Annotated in this window: 23 protein-coding genes and 1 other annotated feature; of the genes, 4 read left to right on the forward strand and 19 right to left on the reverse strand. The window is 44.0% G+C overall.

Translation table 11 applies throughout. The annotated features are described in order from the left end of the window. Nucleotides 1–58: 58 nt before the first annotated feature. Nucleotides 59–781, forward strand: coding sequence for a pseudouridine synthase (locus tag D8886_RS02785; protein WP_125434169.1), 723 nt, complete (start codon nt 59–61; stop codon nt 779–781). A 40-nt stretch (nt 782–821) separates the two neighbouring features. Here D8886_RS02785 and D8886_RS02790 read toward each other — a convergent pair whose 3' ends face one another. The 4 genes from D8886_RS02790 to D8886_RS02805 form a co-directional block, all read right to left on the reverse strand. Next, nucleotides 822–1,058, reverse strand: a complete 237-nt coding sequence (locus tag D8886_RS02790; RefSeq protein WP_002898043.1) for a DUF4190 domain-containing protein — start codon at nt 1,056–1,058, stop codon at nt 822–824. Nucleotides 1,059–1,147: 89 nt separating this feature from the next. Continuing rightward, the gene (locus tag D8886_RS02795; RefSeq protein WP_002910331.1) at nt 1,148–1,528 is read right to left on the reverse strand and encodes a rhodanese-like domain-containing protein; all 381 of its coding nucleotides are present in this window, start codon (nt 1,526–1,528) and stop codon (nt 1,148–1,150) included. Nucleotide 1,529: 1 nt separating this feature from the next. Then, complete coding sequence (locus tag D8886_RS02800) at nt 1,530–1,748, reverse strand: YqgQ family protein (RefSeq protein WP_002898045.1); 219 nt, start codon at nt 1,746–1,748, stop codon at nt 1,530–1,532. A 92-nt stretch (nt 1,749–1,840) separates the two neighbouring features. Beyond that, a complete protein-coding gene (locus tag D8886_RS02805) occupies nt 1,841–2,356 on the reverse strand; it encodes a Dps family protein (protein ID WP_002910333.1) in 516 nt (171 codons plus the stop codon). A gap of 166 nt (nt 2,357–2,522) precedes the next feature. On the opposite strand from D8886_RS02805, the gene D8886_RS02815 reads away from it, so the two are divergent. Further along, nucleotides 2,523–3,179, forward strand: coding sequence for a prepilin peptidase (locus D8886_RS02815; RefSeq protein ID WP_125434170.1), 657 nt, complete (start codon nt 2,523–2,525; stop codon nt 3,177–3,179). Nucleotides 3,180–3,232: 53 nt separating this feature from the next. Further along, entirely contained in the window at nt 3,233–3,925 is a 693-nt protein-coding gene (locus D8886_RS02820; RefSeq protein WP_125434171.1) for an EcsC family protein, read from the forward strand. A gap of 39 nt (nt 3,926–3,964) precedes the next feature. Here D8886_RS02820 and trpA read toward each other — a convergent pair whose 3' ends face one another. From trpA to D8886_RS02895, 15 genes are all read right to left on the reverse strand, one after another. Then, nucleotides 3,965–4,744 (reverse strand): tryptophan synthase subunit alpha, encoded by a 780-nt coding sequence (gene trpA, locus D8886_RS02825; protein WP_125336515.1) that lies wholly within the window; start codon nt 4,742–4,744, stop codon nt 3,965–3,967. After that, nucleotides 4,737–5,960 (reverse strand): tryptophan synthase subunit beta, encoded by a 1,224-nt coding sequence (gene trpB, locus D8886_RS02830; RefSeq protein ID WP_002910340.1) that lies wholly within the window; start codon nt 5,958–5,960, stop codon nt 4,737–4,739. Before trpB (D8886_RS02830) ends, trpA begins: the two co-directional genes overlap by 8 nt. Next, the gene (locus D8886_RS02835) at nt 5,950–6,537 is read right to left on the reverse strand and encodes a phosphoribosylanthranilate isomerase (protein ID WP_125434172.1); all 588 of its coding nucleotides are present in this window, start codon (nt 6,535–6,537) and stop codon (nt 5,950–5,952) included. The genes trpB (D8886_RS02830) and D8886_RS02835 overlap by 11 nt, the downstream gene beginning before the upstream one ends. After that, nucleotides 6,524–7,291 carry an indole-3-glycerol phosphate synthase TrpC gene (gene trpC / locus D8886_RS02840; protein ID WP_002910344.1) on the reverse strand — a complete coding sequence of 256 codons (768 nt, stop codon included), beginning with the start codon at nt 7,289–7,291 and terminating at the stop codon, nt 6,524–6,526. The genes D8886_RS02835 and trpC overlap by 14 nt, the downstream gene beginning before the upstream one ends. Then, nucleotides 7,288–8,292, reverse strand: coding sequence for an anthranilate phosphoribosyltransferase (gene trpD, locus D8886_RS02845; RefSeq protein WP_125434173.1), 1,005 nt, complete (start codon nt 8,290–8,292; stop codon nt 7,288–7,290). The genes trpC and trpD overlap by 4 nt, the downstream gene beginning before the upstream one ends. A gap of 10 nt (nt 8,293–8,302) precedes the next feature. After that, the gene (locus tag D8886_RS02850; protein WP_002900940.1) at nt 8,303–8,866 is read right to left on the reverse strand and encodes an aminodeoxychorismate/anthranilate synthase component II; all 564 of its coding nucleotides are present in this window, start codon (nt 8,864–8,866) and stop codon (nt 8,303–8,305) included. Further along, the gene (gene trpE, locus D8886_RS02855) at nt 8,863–10,221 is read right to left on the reverse strand and encodes an anthranilate synthase component I (RefSeq protein ID WP_125434174.1); all 1,359 of its coding nucleotides are present in this window, start codon (nt 10,219–10,221) and stop codon (nt 8,863–8,865) included. Before trpE ends, D8886_RS02850 begins: the two co-directional genes overlap by 4 nt. 403 nt (nt 10,222–10,624) lie before the next feature. Next, the gene (gene trpB, locus D8886_RS02860) at nt 10,625–11,806 is read right to left on the reverse strand and encodes a tryptophan synthase subunit beta (RefSeq protein ID WP_125434175.1); all 1,182 of its coding nucleotides are present in this window, start codon (nt 11,804–11,806) and stop codon (nt 10,625–10,627) included. 62 nt (nt 11,807–11,868) lie between these two features. Further along, nucleotides 11,869–12,098, reverse strand: a binding site (T-box leader). Nucleotides 12,099–12,197: 99 nt separating this feature from the next. Next, a complete protein-coding gene (locus D8886_RS02865) occupies nt 12,198–12,713 on the reverse strand; it encodes a VanZ family protein (protein WP_125434176.1) in 516 nt (171 codons plus the stop codon). Further along, nucleotides 12,700–13,788, reverse strand: a complete 1,089-nt coding sequence (rlmN, locus tag D8886_RS02870; RefSeq protein WP_002898061.1) for a dual-specificity RNA methyltransferase RlmN — start codon at nt 13,786–13,788, stop codon at nt 12,700–12,702. The genes D8886_RS02865 and rlmN overlap by 14 nt, the downstream gene beginning before the upstream one ends. Continuing rightward, a complete protein-coding gene (locus D8886_RS02875; RefSeq protein WP_002900949.1) occupies nt 13,785–14,366 on the reverse strand; it encodes a YutD family protein in 582 nt (193 codons plus the stop codon). Before D8886_RS02875 ends, rlmN begins: the two co-directional genes overlap by 4 nt. Before the next feature lie 328 nt (nt 14,367–14,694). Then, nucleotides 14,695–15,738, reverse strand: a complete 1,044-nt coding sequence (locus D8886_RS02880; protein ID WP_125434177.1) for a SepM family pheromone-processing serine protease — start codon at nt 15,736–15,738, stop codon at nt 14,695–14,697. After that, entirely contained in the window at nt 15,725–16,219 is a 495-nt protein-coding gene (coaD, locus tag D8886_RS02885) for a pantetheine-phosphate adenylyltransferase (RefSeq protein ID WP_125434178.1), read from the reverse strand. The genes D8886_RS02880 and coaD overlap by 14 nt, the downstream gene beginning before the upstream one ends. Continuing rightward, nucleotides 16,209–16,757, reverse strand: coding sequence for a 16S rRNA (guanine(966)-N(2))-methyltransferase RsmD (gene rsmD, locus D8886_RS02890; protein WP_185761234.1), 549 nt, complete (start codon nt 16,755–16,757; stop codon nt 16,209–16,211). Before rsmD ends, coaD begins: the two co-directional genes overlap by 11 nt. Before the next feature lie 70 nt (nt 16,758–16,827). Next, the gene (locus D8886_RS02895) at nt 16,828–17,316 is read right to left on the reverse strand and encodes a YcxB family protein (RefSeq protein WP_002915723.1); all 489 of its coding nucleotides are present in this window, start codon (nt 17,314–17,316) and stop codon (nt 16,828–16,830) included. A gap of 142 nt (nt 17,317–17,458) precedes the next feature. Here D8886_RS02895 and D8886_RS02900 point away from each other — a divergent pair, with 142 nt between their 5' ends. Further along, entirely contained in the window at nt 17,459–18,136 is a 678-nt protein-coding gene (locus tag D8886_RS02900) for a helix-turn-helix domain-containing protein (protein WP_125434179.1), read from the forward strand. Nucleotides 18,137–18,138: the final 2 nt, after the last annotated feature.

An 18,138-nucleotide genomic window follows, 5' to 3' on the forward strand; every position in this document is an offset into this window, starting at 1 on the left:
TTTGCATTTCCCATCCTGAAAATTTATGATATGATTTAGAAAAAAATAAGGAAAATAGATGCGCCTCGACCAACTGTTGGCTGCCAATCATATCAGCCGAAAAAAGATGAAACAAAGCCTTTTACAAAAACAGATTTTTGTGGATGGTAAGCCCGCCTGCAAACTCAGCCAAAACGTTGATACCGGCCTGCAGCAGATTACTTTTCAAGGAAAGCAGGTCAGCGGCTCTACCCACCGTTACTACATGCTGAATAAACCCGCAGGTGCAGTCACTGCCAATCGCGATGCTGAAAAATTGACTGTTCTGGATTTGCTGGACAAAGAGGTAGAGAAAGAAAATCTTTACTCTATCGGACGTCTGGATAGAGATACCGAGGGGCTTCTTCTGATTACCGACAATGGTCCTTTGGGATTTCAGCTGCTGCACCCTCAATATCATGTCGAAAAAACTTACTATGTAGAAGTCAATGGACCTTTAACCTCGCAGGAAAAAATTGCCTTTCAAGAAGGCATTCGCTTTTTAGACGGCACCGTCTGTCAGCCAGCCCAGCTTTCTATCCTCTCTACCAGCTCCAGTCTGAGCCGTGCTACCGTCAAGATTTCTGAGGGAAAATTCCACCAGATCAAAAAGATGTTTCTGGCAGTTGGTGTCAAGGTCGTTTATCTCAAGCGGATTCAGTTTGGGGATTTTACATTAGACCCAGATCTAGCAACAGGTGATTACCGTCCTTTAAACCGAGAAGAATTAGCGATTATTAAAAAATATTTGGAGAAAAGTTAGTAAAACAAAAAAGCTTTAAAAAATAAAGCTTTTTTTGTTACTATCCTACTCCGTTCATAAGTACCATGACATTTAGAATCCAAACAATTACGGAAATTACAATCCCTACGATACCCAGAATTTTTTCTGTTTTATAGTCTAATTTAGACTCTTTTTGATGTGAATTAGCTAACACCAAACCAATGATACCTAAAATAAGACCTGCCAATGGAATGAAAAAACCAAAGATGATAGATAGGATACCTAAAACAAGTGAAGATTTTTTCTTTTCTTGCATCTTCTAAAAACTCCTTAAAATTAATATTAATTTATTATAACATAAGAAACCAGCTTTGTATATATAATGCAACAAATTTTTGATTTATGTTAACTAGCCTTCACCTTGCCATTCCAAGAATCCAACCCATAAGAAAGAATATAGATTTCTTTAAATCCTTGTTTTTTCAGATACAGAGCCGCATTGGTTACGCGCTGACCACGACTATTTTCATAGAGAAGAACAGCCTTGTCCTTGCGAAGTGCACCGACACTATCCTTGAGCTGCTGAGATGGAATATTGCGAGCACCTAAGATATGCTTCCGGTGAAAATCAGATGGATCCCGCAGATCAACCAACTGACCTTGGCGAATCAAGCCTTCAAATTCTCCGTTATCCACGATTTTTGCTGCCTGACGAAGGCGCAAAAAATTAAAGCCCATCCAGCCAATTATTCCTAAAAGTACCGCCCACAAAATCCAAATTGTCATCTCAAGTCTCCTTTTTCTTTTCTAAATATTCTAACTCTAAGCGATGTTCTCGTCGCAAGACTGCCTCCGCCTCAAAATAAGCTAGCTTATCCATTAGACCGGCATCGTAAATCCTCTTCAGCTCAATTTTCATCATCTCAATATCGTAAAGGCGCTTGCCCATATAGATAATGATTCCGAAACTTTTAAGAAATTGCTGAACATCATACAGGGTTTTCATGAGCTATATTTTATCAGATTTTCCAGCGCTTTTCAAGACGAAAAAAAGCAGAAAGGAAAGTCTGTTCCCTTCTGCTTGGCATGGATCATTTTTTATAAACCTGGTGCTTGACCGATTTCAGCTGTCAGCATCCAGATAGTCTTTTCAAGGTCAGCCTTGGCACCGACAAAGATATCATTGGTTACATCGTCCCCTTCTTCGTCTGTTACATCCAGCGCTTCTTGGTAAAGACCTGTCAGATAACGGAAAATCTCAATCACACGCGCCAGACTTTCTTCTACATTCTTGCTGAATTCACCAGCTTTTTCTTCAATCTTGCTGTGTTGGATAAACTCAGTCAAGGTAGAATAAGGCTTGCCTCCCAGTGTAATCAAGCGCTCGCTGACTTCATCCAAAGTTGTATCCAAAGTTTCCATGTATTCATCCATTTTTGGATGCCAAACCATGAAACCTGCGCCACGCATATACCAGTGAACTTGGTGAAGAGCAATATGAGCAGTATAAAGATCTGCCACTACTTGGTTCAATACAGCCTTAGTTTTTGGCAAAGAGTTTTGATTTACAAAAGTTGCTACGTCAGTTGCTGCACTATTTTTTACTTGTGTCATTGTATTTACCTCGTTTTTATTTATAATGATTCTAATCTTTTTAGATTATGGTTTAATTATAATGCTTCTAAATAAGAAAGTCAAGACAAAAGATTCAAAAAAAGACTTTATTAGAAAAGTTGCAAAATTTCAGAATTTTTCTGTTTAAAATTACGAATAAATAAGTATGATTCATCTATACTTTTTTCTCCTTGGAACCGTCTTTGCCTCATTCCTAGGCTTGATGATAGACCGCTTCCCAGAGCGGTCTATCATCACTCCCGCTAGCCATTGCAATGCCTGCGGGAAAAGATTGGCACCGCGTGATTTGATTCCTATTTTTTCTCAAGTCATGAACCGTCTTCGTTGCCGCTTCTGTGGAGACAAGATTCCCTTACGCTATTTATTTTTTGAATGTCTCTTGGGCGGTCTTTCTCTAGCAACTTCGCTTGGCACGATTTCCATCAGTCAACTCCTACTATTCACCATGGGCTTGACCCTGGCCATCTACGATCAAAGAGAGCAGCAATATCCCCTGATGGTCTGGCTGATTTTTCATCTCTTGTTGATAGTGACAACAGGCGTTAATCTTCTCGTATTCTTCTTTTTAGCCCTAGGACTTCTAGCCTTCTTTTATAATCTTCGTATTGGCGCTGGAGACTTTCTCTTTCTGGCGTCCTGCTCAGCCATTTTCAGTCTGACGGAAATTCTCATTCTTATCCAAATCGCTAGCTTCTCTGGCCTCGCCTGTTTCTGCTTTAAAAAGAAAAAAGACAGGCTAGCATTTGTACCCTGTCTTTTGTTTGGTGTATTTGCTGTTTTAATTTTTAAATGTATTGTGTAATTCGTAAAAGTACTATATAATGAAAGCAGATTATTTATTAAGGGGATTTTATTATGAAATTAGAATTACCAAAATCAAAATTAAAAATGCCTAACATTGATGAAAAATCGATGTTAAAAGTTCTTGACTGGACTTATGAAACTACAATTAATGGTATCCCTGGTCAAAAGACTATAGAAGAACTAGCTGCTGATTATTTGAAGCATGATGATATAGAAACTGCAATTTCAAAGATGATTACTTATCAAACTTCAAAAGCTGGAATATCTGGTTTCGTTACTGGATTTGGGGGAATATTAACAATGCCGGTAACTATTCCAGCCAATATAACTTCTGTTATTTTAGTTCAAATGAGAATGATTGCCACTATAGCTTATATGAGAGGATACGATTTAAAGAGAGATCAAGTTCAAACATTTGTTTATGCCTCATTAACTGGAACATCTGTTGCTGATATTGCAAAGAAAGCCGGGATTATTATTGCAAATAAAATGGCAACTGGAGTAATTAAAAAAATCCCTGGAAAAGTACTAACAAAAATTAATCAAGCGGTTGGTTTTAGATTGGTAACCAAATTTGGCACTAAAGGAGCTGTGAATTTAGGAAAAATGGTTCCTATTGCTGGTGCTCTTATAGGCGGAGTTGTGGATACCGCATCAACTCAAATCATTGCGAAAAATGCTTTAAAAACCTTTACTTCTAAAGGAATTAATATAGGAGACGGTACAATTATTGATATCAAATAAAGAAAATAATGAGGTTCGATAGAAAGAACCTCATTTTATTTATTTCTTATAGGCTGCTGCTTCTTGGATAAAGGTTGCTATGCTGGCGTCCTTTTCATGAAGAGCTTTGACAATCTTAGATCCAACAATAACTCCATCTGAGACTTGATTGAAGCGGTCAACATCCTCTAAAGTTGAAACGCCAAAGCCCGTCAGTACTGGAATCTCTGCAATATCATGGAGTTTACTCAAATGCTGGTCCAAATCATTGCGGTAGCTTCCGCTCTTACCTGTCACACCGTTGATAGCTACAGCGTAGATAAAACCTTCCGCTTCCTTGATCAGCTCCTGCTGACGTTCTAGTCCAGTCGTAAGGCTCACTAAAGGAACTAGAGCGATATCTGAATCTTCCAGCAGAGGCAGGATAAAGTCCCTATGCTCGTAGGGCAGATCCGGAATAATCAATCCCTTAACCGGCGTCCTAGCCAAATCCTTGATAAAATCTTTGAGACCGTACTGGAAGATAGGATTGAAGTAGGTCATGATGATGAGAGGCAGCTGAGTGTCCAACTTCTGCAAGCTTGCGATTAAAGACTTGGCCGAAGTATGGTGACCCAGACTTCTCAGACCGGCTTCTTCAATAACCGGCCCATCTGCAACAGGGTCTGAAAATGGCAGGCCGATTTCAATGGCTGACACACCCAAGTTTTCCAAAAATGCGATAGTTTCTGCTAATCCTGCTAAACCTTTCTCGTGATCACCAGCCATGATATAAGGAAGGAAAATTCCCTTGCCTTCTCTTTTGATGGTTTCTAAATGCTGAGTGAGTGTTTTAGTCATGGGCACCTCCTTTTTGAGCCGCTTCTTTTTCCAAGCGTTCCTTTACCTGAACGACATCCTTGTCACCACGGCCGGATAGGCAGACAATCATTGATTTATCTGGTCCCAACTCCTTAGCCAACTTAACTGCGTAAGCAATAGCGTGACTAGACTCTAGAGCAGGAATAATCCCTTCGATACGAGATAGGAGCTGGAAGGCTTCCAAGGCTTCTTCATCTGTGACTGGGACATAAGTCGCGCGCTGAATAGCATTAAAATGAGAATGTTCGGGACCGATGCCCGGATAGTCCAGCCCAGCAGAGATAGAGAAAGCTTCCAGAATCTGCCCTTGCTCATCCTGCAAGACATCCATCAAGGCACCGTGTAAAACACCCGGCCGGCCCTTGGTTAAGGTCGCAGCATGTTCATCTGTATCGATGCCTCGCCCAGCCGCTTCTGTTCCATACATAGCCACTGTACTATCATCTACAAAGGGATAAAAGAGCCCAATAGCATTGGAACCACCGCCAACGCAGGCGACTAAAGCATCTGGCAGGGCACCTGCATTTTGCTCAGCAAACTGGCGCTTAGCCTCACGACCAATCACACTCTGATAGTCGCGGACAATCTCTGGGAAGGGATGGGGTCCCAAGGCCGATCCCATAATATAGTGAGTATCATCGACCTGAGCCACCCAAGCTCGTAAAGCTGCATTGACCGCATCCTTGAGGACTCGAGAGCCATCGGTCACAGACTCCACCTTGGCTCCAAGAAGTTCCATCCGAAAGACATTGAGGGCTTGGCGCTTGACATCTTCTTCGCCCATGTAGATAGTACAGTCCATGTTGAAAAGGGCTGCAGCAGTGGCTGTAGCTACTCCATGCTGACCCGCACCAGTCTCTGCAATAATTTTCTTCTTGCCCATTCGCTTAGCTAATAGGACCTGGCCTAGAGCGTTATTGATTTTATGGGCCCCGGTATGGTTGAGGTCTTCTCGCTTCAGATAAATCTTAGCACCGCCAGCATAGGCTGTCAGATTTTTAGCAAAATAGAGAGGATTTTCTCGCCCTACATACTGCTTCAGCAACTCGTCCAGCTCTGCCTGAAAGGCTGGGTCTTTTTTACTCTCACGGTAAGCTTTATCCAGCTCCAAAACTGCTGTCATCAGAGTTTCTGGAACAAAGCGCCCGCCAAACTCACCGTAAAATCCTTCTTGATTGGGTTGATTATATGCCATGTTTCACTCTTTCTATAAATTCTTTTATTTTCTCTAAGTCCTTCTGGCCGTCAGTCTCGATCCCGCTTGAGACATCAACTGCGTAAGGAGCGAAGTGCTGAATCGCTTCTCGGACATTTCCTGCATTCAAACCACCGGCGATAAAGAAGGGCTGGTGGATTTGATTCTTGTCAAAAGATTGCCAGTCAAAGGTCCGACCACTACCGGCAAGAGGGGCATCAAAGAGCAGGTAGTCCGCTTGTTGGCTGACTCCTTTTAACGCTCCCTTGACCTGATAAGCTCGAATAACCGGCCGGCCGATCTCAGACAGAAGATCTTCATTAAAATCGCCATGAATCTGCACCAAATCCAGATTTGCCACCGAAATAGCTTCCTGCAGCTCTGCTAAACTCGGAGAGACGAAAACTCCTACCTTTCGGACAGTAGGCGGCACCAAGGTAGCTAGCTCCTGAGCTTGCTCCAAACTAACCCTCCGACGGCTCTCAGCAAAGACAAATCCAATATAATCTGCACCAGCCTGGCATGCCGTTTCCACAGCGCTGGCCGTTGATAAGCCGCAAATCTTAACCTTTGTCAATTTTCAGCTCCTTGATTTTTTCTGCCACATCCTCTGCCTGCATCAGGGCTGTTCCGACTAGAACCGCATGGAAATAAGGAGCTACTAGCTCAGCATCTTCCTTGCTGAAAATAGCGGACTCAGACACGTAAACCCTGTCATCTTTGAAATGGGCAGATAGCTGAAGACTTGTATTGATATCAGTCTCAAAAGTAACTAGATTGCGGTTATTGACACCGATTATCTGTGCTCCTATTCTATGGGCAATTTCCAGCTCCGCCAGATTATGGGTTTCGACCAGAACTTCCAAGCCTAAACCTGTCGCAAAATCATAGAGTTCTTGCAGCCGCTTTTCAGACAAGGCAGCTACAATCAGAAGAATAACTGTCGCTCCTGCATTGCGGGCGCGAACAATCTGCTTTTCATCAATGATAAAGTCCTTATTGAGGGTTGGAATGGTCACTTGACTGGAAATCTCTCTCAGGTAATCCAGATGTCCTTTGAAGAAAATCTCATCTGTCAGGACCGAAATCATGGCTGCACCGCATCGTTCATAGGTGCGAGCCTGCTCCACAATATCCACACCGAGATTAATATCTCCCAGACTGGGGCTGGCTTTTTTAACCTCAGCAATCAGCTGCAGCTCTTGAGGACGACTTTTGAGATATTCATAGAGGGAATAGGTCGAGCGCAGAGGTTGCAGCTCTTCATAAGACATAGCCGCCACTTCCTGCTCTTTTTGCTTTAGAATGGTCGGGAGAAATTCTTTGCTCATTTTTGATACTCCTGTAGTTGCTTGAGTTTTTCATAGGCTGCACCGCTTGCAATTACTTGGCGGGCCAAAGCTATTCCTTCTTCTATGCTGTCTGATTTCCCATTAGCATAGAAGCCCAATCCCGCATTCAGCACTGTCGTTTCTAGATAGGGGCTGGCTTGATTTTGCAGGACAGATAGCAGAATTTCTGCATTTTCCTTGGCATTGCCTCCGCGAATCGCTTCAAGAGCTATCTCTTCCATGCCAACATCTGACGGCAGAAAGCTGTGCAGGCTGATTTGCCCATCTTCCAGCAGAGCATACTGGGTACGGCCATGAAGGCCGGCCTCGTCAAGACCATCCGACCCCGACACGACTACTGCACGCTTACGGCCCATATTTTTTAAAACCTCTGCTGTGCTCTCTAACATATCCGGCCGGCTGGTCCCCAAAAGCTGAGTTTCTAGACTCATGGGATGGATAAGGGGGCCAGTTAGATTCATGATTGTGGGAATGCCTAAGCTAAGACGTGCTGGCATGATGTATTTCATGGCTGGGTGCATATTCTTTGCAAAGAGAAAGACGATACCTGTCTGCTCAAAAACCTTGCCCAAGCTAGCAGCGTCCAAGTCTAGATTGATACCCAGAGCTTCTAACACATCAGCTGAGCCTGACTTAGAAGAAATGGAGCGATTGCCGTGCTTGGCCATCTTAATCCCGCCACCTGCCAGTATAAAAGCTGCCGTAGTCGAAATATTGAAGCTGAAAGACTTGTCTCCACCGGTACCGCAATTGTCCATTGCAGTGCGAATAGTGGTTGGAATCTGCTTAGCATGGCCTCGCATTACCTGAGCCAAAGCAGTTCGTTCCTCAATCGTCTCCCCCTTCATCTTAAGCCCCAGCAAGAAAGCTACAATTTGAGACTCTGTCACCCGTCCAGTGACAATACGCTCAATAACATCTGTCATCTCAGCGCTGCTTAAATCCTTAAAATCAGCTAGTTTTGCAATTATCTCTTTCATACATCCTCCTTTATTTTACTAAATCGATGAAATTCTTGATAGACGACAAGCCGTCCGGCGTGCCAATACTTTCTGGATGATACTGAAAACCATAAATGGGCAGACTCTTGTGCTGGATAGCCATGATCGAGTTATCATCAGCCGCCCGAGCCGTCACTTCAAAATCCTCCGGCATCTCCTCAATCAAAATCGAATGATAGCGCATAACCGGCTGTCCATCCTCTAGCCCCTCATAGATAGGAGATTTTCCCTCAAAACGCAGAATACTTTGTTTGCCGTGCATGACTTTGGGAGCCAATCCTAGCTTTCCGCCAAATACTTCTGCAATGGCTTGGTGCCCCAAGCAAATCCCCAATATCGGCTTTTTACTAGTAAAATCACGGATAAGTTCTTCCATCCGTCCTGCATCTGCTGGCCAGCCTGGACCCGGAGATAGAACCAAAGCATCAGCTTCTTCTGCCGCTTGATAAAGGCCTGCATCATCATTACGCAAGACCTTAACTTCTGCAAAATTGCCGATATACTGGGCTAGATTGTAAGTAAAAGAATCATAATTATCAATCAATAAAATCATTGCATCTCTCCTATCTTGGTCATTGATTTGGCCTTGTTGATGGTTTCTTGGTATTCATTAGTAGGGATCGAGTCATAAACAATACCCGCTCCAGCTTGAACGTAAGCTCTGCCATTTTTCAAAACCATAGTGCGTATAGTGATGGCAAAATCCATATCGCCTGTCGCAGACAGATAGCCAATAGCCCCCGCATAAACGCCACGTTTTTCCTGCTCTAGCTCATAAATCCGTTTCATGGCTCGAATCTTAGGCGCACCCGAAACGGTGCCGGCCGGCAGGGTTGACTTGAGCGCATCCATAGCTGTCAGTTGAGGCAGAAGCTGACCACGGACCACACTGGTCAGGTGCATGACATAGCGGAAATACTCTACCTCCATGTACTTAGTGACTTCCACGCTGTTATTCTGGGCAATTTTACCGATATCATTACGCCCTAAATCAACTAACATACGATGCTCAGCCACTTCCTTCTCGTCAGCCAGCAACTCCTTCGCCAAGGCTTTATCTTCTCTTTCATCCTGCCCGCGCGGTCTGGTCCCAGCAATAGGATTGGTCGTAACCTGCCCCTGCTTGACAGAGACCAGACTTTCTGGGCTGGCTCCGATGATCTGATAATCCCCGAAATCATAAAAGTAGAGATAGTTGGAAGGATTGGTCACACGCAGATTGCGATAGTAATCCAGTGGCCTACCAGAATACTCTGCTGAAAAACGCTGACTGAGAACGCATTGGAACATGTCTCCCTGCCGAATCAAGCTACGCGCTTCTTCCACCATTTTTTCAAAAGTTGCTTGCTCGATATGACTCTGGAAGTTCAAACTGGACAGTTCCAGTGGTGAAAATTCAGCTCCCGCAGGCTGCGCCAGCTCAGTCATGATTCGCTCCAGACTAGCAGCCAATTCTGCTTCGCTTCTATTACTGTAGAGCGCTTCCTCAAGGATATAGACCTTGTCTTTTTTATGGTCAAAAACCATGTAACTCTCATAGACGAAAAAGTGCATGTCCGGCGTTCCAATCACATCAGCTGGAATCTGGCCAATCTCCTCATAGAGGGAAATCATATCATAGCCGACAAAACCGATGGCTCCACCGCCAAAAGGCAGGTCTGAATGATGATCTTTTTTTACGGCTAACTCATGCAGATAGTCCAATGGATCTTCCTCAATTACTTGCCCATTCTTTGTTAACTGGCCATTTTCATAGCGAACTTCAAAGACTGGGTTATAAGCTAGGATAGAAAAGCGAGCTGTCTCGCTATCTCTCGGAATACTTTCCAAAATCACCTTGTGGTCGCCCTGAATCCGCATATAAGCCAGAATCGGCGATAAAATATCAGCTGGTAAAATCTTTTGCATAATGTTTCTTTCTATTTAATCAGAAGCGTTTAAGGAGGAACAAACTGCTAGCTATGACCGCATTCCACAAGAACAGATAGCACCTGTTTACGGTCATAACTTGCTCCATAACTACAGAAAAACGCCCGCACAGTTCATCCTGTGAGGGCGTGTCATCGCGGTGCCACCTCAGTTATGGAGTTTTCAGGCTCCACATCTCATTTACCTATTTACAGTCATTTAGATCCCTTTTAGTAGAAGGCAGCATACTGGCTCATGGCAAAGTAAGCTAACAAAGTAATAAAAGTTCAACTAAAGGACTAAATTTTGACTCCAGCAGCCCATTTCATAACTTCTCCTGCCTGTTTACAGCAACCACAGACTCTCTGAAAGGAGGGGTGTTACTACTCTTCTGTTGGGTATTTTATTTTCGTTTTTCTAGATAGTCGGCAATGGCTGCCACATCCTTGTCTCCACGACCAGATACGTTGATAACAATTATTTGGTCAGATGACAGTTGCGGAGCTCGCTTGATGGCTTCAGCAATGGCGTGAGAACTTTCGATTGCTGGCAAAATTCCTTCCTTTTGTGTCAAGAGAAGCAAGGCATCCACAGCTTCATCATCTGTCGCGGCCACGTATTCTACTCGACCAGAATCTTTAAAGAAAGCATGTTCAGGACCAACTCCAGGATAGTCCAAGCCTGCTGAAATGGAGTAAACCGGTGCTACTTGACCATCTTCTGCAAAGACAGCGTAGGTCTTCATACCATCCACTACTCCGACGCTTCCCTTGGTCATGGTCGCCGCATGCTGGTCTGTATCAAGTCCTCGCCCAGCTGCTTCAACTCCCACTAACTTAACTTCTTCATCCGCCACATATTGGGAGAAGGCACCGATAGCATTGGAGCCACCACCTACGCAAGCAATGACATAGTCTGGCAAGCGACCTTCCTTGTCCAAAATCTGCCGACGAGATTCTTCACTAATCACCTTTTGGAATTCATGGACAATCGTCGGATAAGGGTGAGGACCGACAGCCGAACCCAAAACATAAAAGGCTTCCAAATCACTCATCCAAGCTCCAAAGGCTGCATCCACAGCATCCTTGAGGGTCTTGGTTCCTGTTTCCACAGCGTGAACAGTCGCTCCCATCATTTCCATGCGGAAGACATTGAGGCGCTGGCGCTCTACATCCTCTGCACCCATGTAGACATCGCACTTCATACCAAACTTAGCTGCGGCTGCCGCAGTTGCCACACCATGCTGACCAGCTCCCGTTTCAGCAATGACTCGGGTCTTGCCCATGCGCTTAGCTAGAAGAATCTGCCCCAAAACATTATTGAGCTTATGCGAGCCCAGATGATTGAGATCTTCCCGCTTCAGATAAATCTTAGCTCCACCCAGATGCTGAGTCAGACTTTCTGCATAGTAGAGCGGGGTTTCCCGACCTGAATAATCCGCCAAATAATGACGGTATTCCTTTAAAAATTCTGGATCATCCTTATACTTCTCAAAAGTCAGTTCTAATTCATCCAGCAAGGCCTGGATAGGCTCCGGTACGAAGGAGCCGCCGAATTGTCCAAAATATCCTTTAGTTTCTGTCATCTTGATTGCCTCATTTCTTTATTTTCAAGCAAAACAAAAGCCCACACACAGAAAAAACTCTGTGTGAGGGCGTAAAATCGCGGTGCCACCTCAATTATGGAGCAAAGTATAGACTGTTTCCATATCTCTGTCTTGTCTAACAACAAGCTGCACTGTAAGGTGTGCTCACCGAATTTTTATTGCTTCAAATTCATTTTTTCCATCAGCCCACTTCATAACCCTCCACTACCTGTTTCCACCAACCACAGGTTCCCTGAAAGTAGAAAAAATTATTACTTTTCTGATGATTTATTTTATTATAGGCCTTTCCCTTTTTCTTGTCAAGAAAAAATTTAATTTTTTCTCCTAAATCCGAACCTTTCTCTCACCAATCTCTTTTGAAAGCGTCGCCTTAACGATTTTTCCAGATTTTTTGACCAAGCTGAAATGCCCACCAAGCCAGATAACCACCCAAAGTATTTGTCCAAAGATCATCAATCTCAAAGACTCGATTGGCATTTATGAGAAGGTCCAGCAGAATCTGAGTCACTTCGATAGACAGACTCATCCCAAAGCTCAGCCATACAACCTTCTTGGTCTTCCGCAACTTCGGAAAGAGGCAAAGCAATTGAAAGATTAAGGGCGACAGCAAGAAGATATTGGCTAGATTTTGTATAAAGACTTTGACCAACTGGATCCAAGAAGTAATCTCGCCAATATTGACAAAGGAATTAAAAGGGATTAACAAAACTACTATTCGGCCAAAATACTGGATTCCTGGCGTTTCCATTCCCGGCTCTGGAACTTGAGGAATAAAGCACAGAATGCAAAGCATCAAGAAATAGAGCCAGCTTCCTCCGATCAGCAATCTCCGTCCCTTAGCAGTCAGCTCACCGGCTGAAGTCAGATAGTTCTTAAGGCTGAACATTTTCTACCAATGCTTTCTCGCGATCACGCTTCATGGTATTAGAACGCAGCTGACCGCAGGCTGCATCAATATCTGTACCATGTTCCTGACGAACCACGCAGTTGACTCCGTTTTTCTTGAGGGTATCGTAGAAGGCCATCACGCGCTCTTTGGGACTGCGGCTGTATTGGTCGTGCTCGCTAACGGGGTTGTAAGGAATGAGATTGACATAAGACAGCTTCTTGATATTTTTCAGCAATTCTGCCAGTTCCTTGGCTTGCTCTACCCCGTCATTGACTTCATTGAGCATGATGTACTCAAAGGTCACCCGACGGTTGGTCGTCTCAATATAGTATTCGATAGCTGCAAAAAGCTTTTCGATAGGGAAGGAACGGTTAATCCGCATGATGCTGGTCCGCAGATCATTATTGGGGGCATGGAGGGATACAGCTAGATTGACTTGCACACCTTCATTGGCAAAGTCACGAATCTTATGAGCCAGCCCTGAGGTCGAAACCGTTATATGGCGGGCACCAATAGCCAAACCTTTGTCATCATTGACCGTCCGGACAAACTTGAGCACGTTGTCATAGTTGTCAAAAGGCTCACCAATTCCCATAACTACGATATGGCTGACCCGCTCATCCTGACCACGCTCGTCAAAATACTTCTGAACCAGCATAATCTGAGCTACAATCTCACCGTTATTGAGGTCGCGTTGCTTTTTAATCAAGCCGGAGGCACAGAAGGTGCAGCCGATATTGCAGCCAACTTGGGTGGTCACACAGACAGAAAGTCCATAGTGCTGGCGCATGAGCACCGTCTCAATCAGCATACCATCCGGCAGCTCAAAGAGGTACTTGACCGTACCGTCAGCAGACTCTTGAACAATGCGCTGTTTAAGCGGATTGACGACAAACTGATCATTTAGCTTGGCAATCAAATCTTTAGATAGATTGGTCATCTCTTCAAAAGACTGGACCCGCTTGCGGTAGAGCCACTCCCAAATCTGGGAGGCACGAAATTTCTTTTCTCCCTGAGCTTCCGCCCATTCAATCATTTCCTGACGCGTTAAGCTATAAATAGATGGTTTCATTTTTCTCCTTTATTCTGGCGAATCACAAAATGGCGATTGCTGTCTTTTTGCTTTTTCTGCCTATCTTGCTGGGAATTGTTGCGAGAGCGCTTATTGTCCCTTTTAGAACGACTGTCTCGGTCTCGGTCACTTCTGCGATTGCGGTTGCCGCCCGAACGGCTATTGCGAGAACGTTTTGACCGACCTTCTGCCTCTTTCTTGCCATGCGATTTCTTATCAAAGGAAGCGCGCTGGGGATTTGGATTTTCCAAGACAAAATAGGCACAGCCATAGCTGCAGTACTCTAGCAAATAGTCTTCTAAGCGGCTTATTTTCTCATCGCTTTCATTAGCCCGCTCGTCCTTGTAAAAACCACGCAGGCGCAGCTGCTCATTGCCCCAGTCGCCAACAATATAGTCAAACTTAGTGAGAATTTCTGAAAAGCGCTGATGAAAGGCCGTCAAGTCAAAGCCTTCCTTATAGTTCTCAATCAATTCAAACTCGAATTTTTCTGCAACAATCTTGCTGTCAATCTGTTTAAACTCTGGTCCTGGGAATTTATTATAATTATACAATTCAGGTGAAATATCTTTACGCATACTCTTCCTTTAACGTTCTTGGATAGTTTATCTACAACACTTTATTTTATCATAAATCAGCCAGTATTTCGCGGACTTTTCATCAAAAATATCTTTCTGAAAAAGTCAGACGATTTAAAGCAGAGAAGACCAGCTGATTTTGTCTGTTTCACAAGAAAAGGGAGTGGNAAAGAACTTCAAACAAGTTAAAAAGTTCGTCTTCCCACCCCCGCACAGTTGATTAGGTCATCTTTGGAGCTTAAAAAGCGAAGGAAGATGCCAATCAACCACTGCGTCATCTATTTTTTCTAATTTAGACTCAAAAGTCTGGACTTTTTGCCCAGACTCCTTACTTGTTCTTTTTCAGATAGTCAATGGCATCCTGCAGCGTTTTAACCGGAACAATTTTCATATCCGTTTTAATCTTCTTGGCTGTCTCCAGAGCCGTTTGGTAGTTGTTTTTCCCATTGGGAGAAAGCTTCTTCTCTTCCTCTGTAAGTTCATTGTTGGGTGCAAAGAAAACATCTGCTCCGCTTTGGGCTGCTGAAACGACTTTCTTATCGATTCCGCCGATTTCGCCAACTTCACCTTCACGGCTGATGCTGCCGGTCCCTGCAATATCGCGGCCGCCACGAAGGGTCGGATCAGCCAACTGGGTATAAATGGCTAGGCTGAACATGAGACCAGCACTAGGACCGCCAATACCTTCAGTTGAAAATGTAATCGGAATATTACTGCTGACTTCTGTCCTGTCTATCAGACTAATCCCAATCCCGTTCTTACCGTTCTCTAGCTTGATAATCTTGCCGGTTGCCGATTTCTCCTGACCATCCTCTTGGAAAGTCACCTTGACCTTATCCCCAAGCTTCTGCGAGTTGACATACTTGACCAACTCCTCGGAGCTTTCAAATGTCTTGTCATTGACACCGGTTACCGTATCAGCAATATTGAGAACTCCTTTGAAGGTTGAGTTATCAGCTACTTGCAGGACATAGACTCCCAGATAGTCCATCTTGATCTCTTTACCAGCTGTCGTTAAGCCCTGATATTTGGCCATATTTTGCGATGTTTCCATGTAAAACTGGTTGATCCGATTAAACTCATCGTCCGTAGAGCCACCCGTCATATCCTTGGCGGAATAAATATCTGTAAAAGGAGTCAGCCAAGCATAGACCAGATGAGCAAAAGTTGCCTGCTCTACTCCGACCGTCACAAAGTTATAAGAACCTGCTTCCTTGTCGGCCTTATTATCAACTATCAAGACCTGACGAACATCCTCGGCACCACCAGGAACTTCTATATAATAAGGCAGACGAACGTAAAGAGCTACTATAAAAAAGGCAATAGTGACGCCAATGACCGTCGGCAATATAAACTTCTTAATTCTTTTCATCGTTGATTCTTTCTAATTCTTTGATTACACTTTGGGGCACATAGGCCGCAATATCCTGCTGAAAAGCAATCAGCTCACGAATACGTGATGAACTGATATACTGATAGACTGGTTTGCTGAGCAAGAAAATCGTCTCCAGCTCTCCTGCCAATTCCTGATTGAAAAAGTTCATATTGGCTTCATAGTCTAGGTCTTGACTATTTCGGAGACCGCGCACAAAGGCCTTGGCTCCCAGTCTTCTGGCCACTGTCACTGCTAGCTCATTCTGAGAAGTAATAACCTCAACATTATCCAAATGCTGCAGAGCTTCTTTGACTATCCGCTCTCTGGCTTCAATTGTGAAAAAGCCAGACTTTTCCCGATTATAGAAAATCCCTACATAAAGCTTATCAAAAAGCCTACTAGCCCGCTCAATCAGGTCCACATGGCCCTTGGTCATCGGGTCAAAAGACCCTGTGAATAATCCAATCTTATCTGACATACACCGTCACCTTTGAAATTCCATATATCTTCTGCTTCCAAATGCCCAGCCCTGCAATTTCTTCTGGTAATTCAACTTCCTTGTCTGTCTCACAGACTACCAGAACATCTTGACTCAAGAGCTGGCCTTCCTCTAGCTTCTCAAGGTCAGCCACAATCTGCTCCTTGGCATAAGGCGGATCCAAGAGAACTAAGTCAAAAGCCCCTGTCAAGGTATCTAGAGCGCGGCCAGATTCCATCTTGAGCAAGTCAAAACGTTCCGGCTCCTTGGTCATCTGAATGTTCTCTGAAATAATAGCCTGAGCTCTGCGATCCTTCTCGACTAAGATAGCTGTCTCCATACCTCGCGAAATAGCCTCAATGGCCAAACTCCCGCTCCCAGCATAAAGATCCAGCACCCGACCGCCGTCAAAATAGGGACCAATCATATTAAAAATCGCCCCCTTGACCTTATCAGTCGTAGGCCTGGTCGTCTTGCCGTCCAAAGTCTTGAGGGGCCTGCCCCCGTATTTACCTGCAACAACTCTCATAAAAAACATTATAACACACATCGCACAGGAGGCCAATTTTTTGAAAACTGGACAGATAAAAAACAGAAGTCCCCCAAAATTAGAGACTTCTGTTTTCTTTTAGTTTTAGTAAAAAATCAATTAATTCAGGCTGACAGTCTGCCTTATCCAAGATCAGCCCTATTGACCGGCCAACCATAATATAAAAAGTTTCTGGCTTGTCTATAATCGCCACAATATCTTGATAGTCAAATCTGGCATTGTTATTCCGATTAACGACACGAAAGTCTGTCTCATAGAAGCTAAACTCCTGCTCTATATCATGCCAGAGGGGGTTGCCTCTATAAAACTTTTTAATATGGCGATTCATGGACAGATAGTAAAGAAAAGGAAGGACAGCCACAGTAACAAGAAAAGCTACGCCTCGCAAAGGTTCCCCGATGAAAAAACAGATTGCACCGCATATCAGCACCACTATCTCAGGGAGAATCAGTGAAAAGAGGCCATTCTTTTTATACCAAAAATTGGTCCAAGCGAAACGGCGATAAGCTTCTTCTGTCATAATCGTTTTTGCTGTCATAGGAAACATCTCTCTACCTCCAAGTTATATTCCTCCCTACAGTTTACCACATTCTTGCTAAGAATGAAAATACTCAATAAAGCACTTGCTTTTCTCATTTTCATCTGGTATACTATACGTAACCTTTAAAACGTTACATAGGAGGTGTAGTATGTTTTCTCATGAAAAATTAAAAAAACGCCGGCTGGAGCTTAATTTGACTCAGTCTTCCATTTACCAAGAGCTTGGAATTTCTAGAAAGACTTACTCTGCTTGGGAAAATGGTCTAGCAGAACCCCACGCAAAAAATCTCAGGAGGTTGGCCACCTGTCTCAAGGTCCAGGAGAACTACTTTGTGGATGAGACCAGCGCGCTCTACACCTACCCTTTACTAACCCCACCGCATAAAAAAGAAGTAGACCAGCTCGCTAGTCGGCTCCTAGAGAGACAGCGTAAAGTCAGATCTCTTACAGCCTATAAAGTTCTATCCGTTGAGTTGGCTGCAGGTCGCGGTCACAGTTATTATGACAATGAAACAGACTACGAAACTGTCTACTTTAATCAAGATATCCAGCACGATTTTGCATCCTGGGTCTCTGGGGATTCGATGGAGCCCAAGTATCCCAATGGTTCTGTTGCCCTTATGAAACAGACAGGATTTGACTACGATGGGGCAGTCTATGCTCTTATGTGGAATGGCAAGACCTATATCAAAAAAGTCTACCGCGAAGCTGAAGGCCTACGCTTAGAATCTATCAATCCTGACTACGATGACCTCTTTGCCCCTTATGAAGACCAACCTAGCATTGTTGGTATCGTCGTTGGACATTTTCTGCCGATTGAGGTGTAAGT

The sequence above is a fragment of the Streptococcus sanguinis genome (genome assembly GCF_003943655.1).
Classification (GTDB): Bacteria; Bacillota; Bacilli; order Lactobacillales; family Streptococcaceae; genus Streptococcus; species Streptococcus sanguinis_F.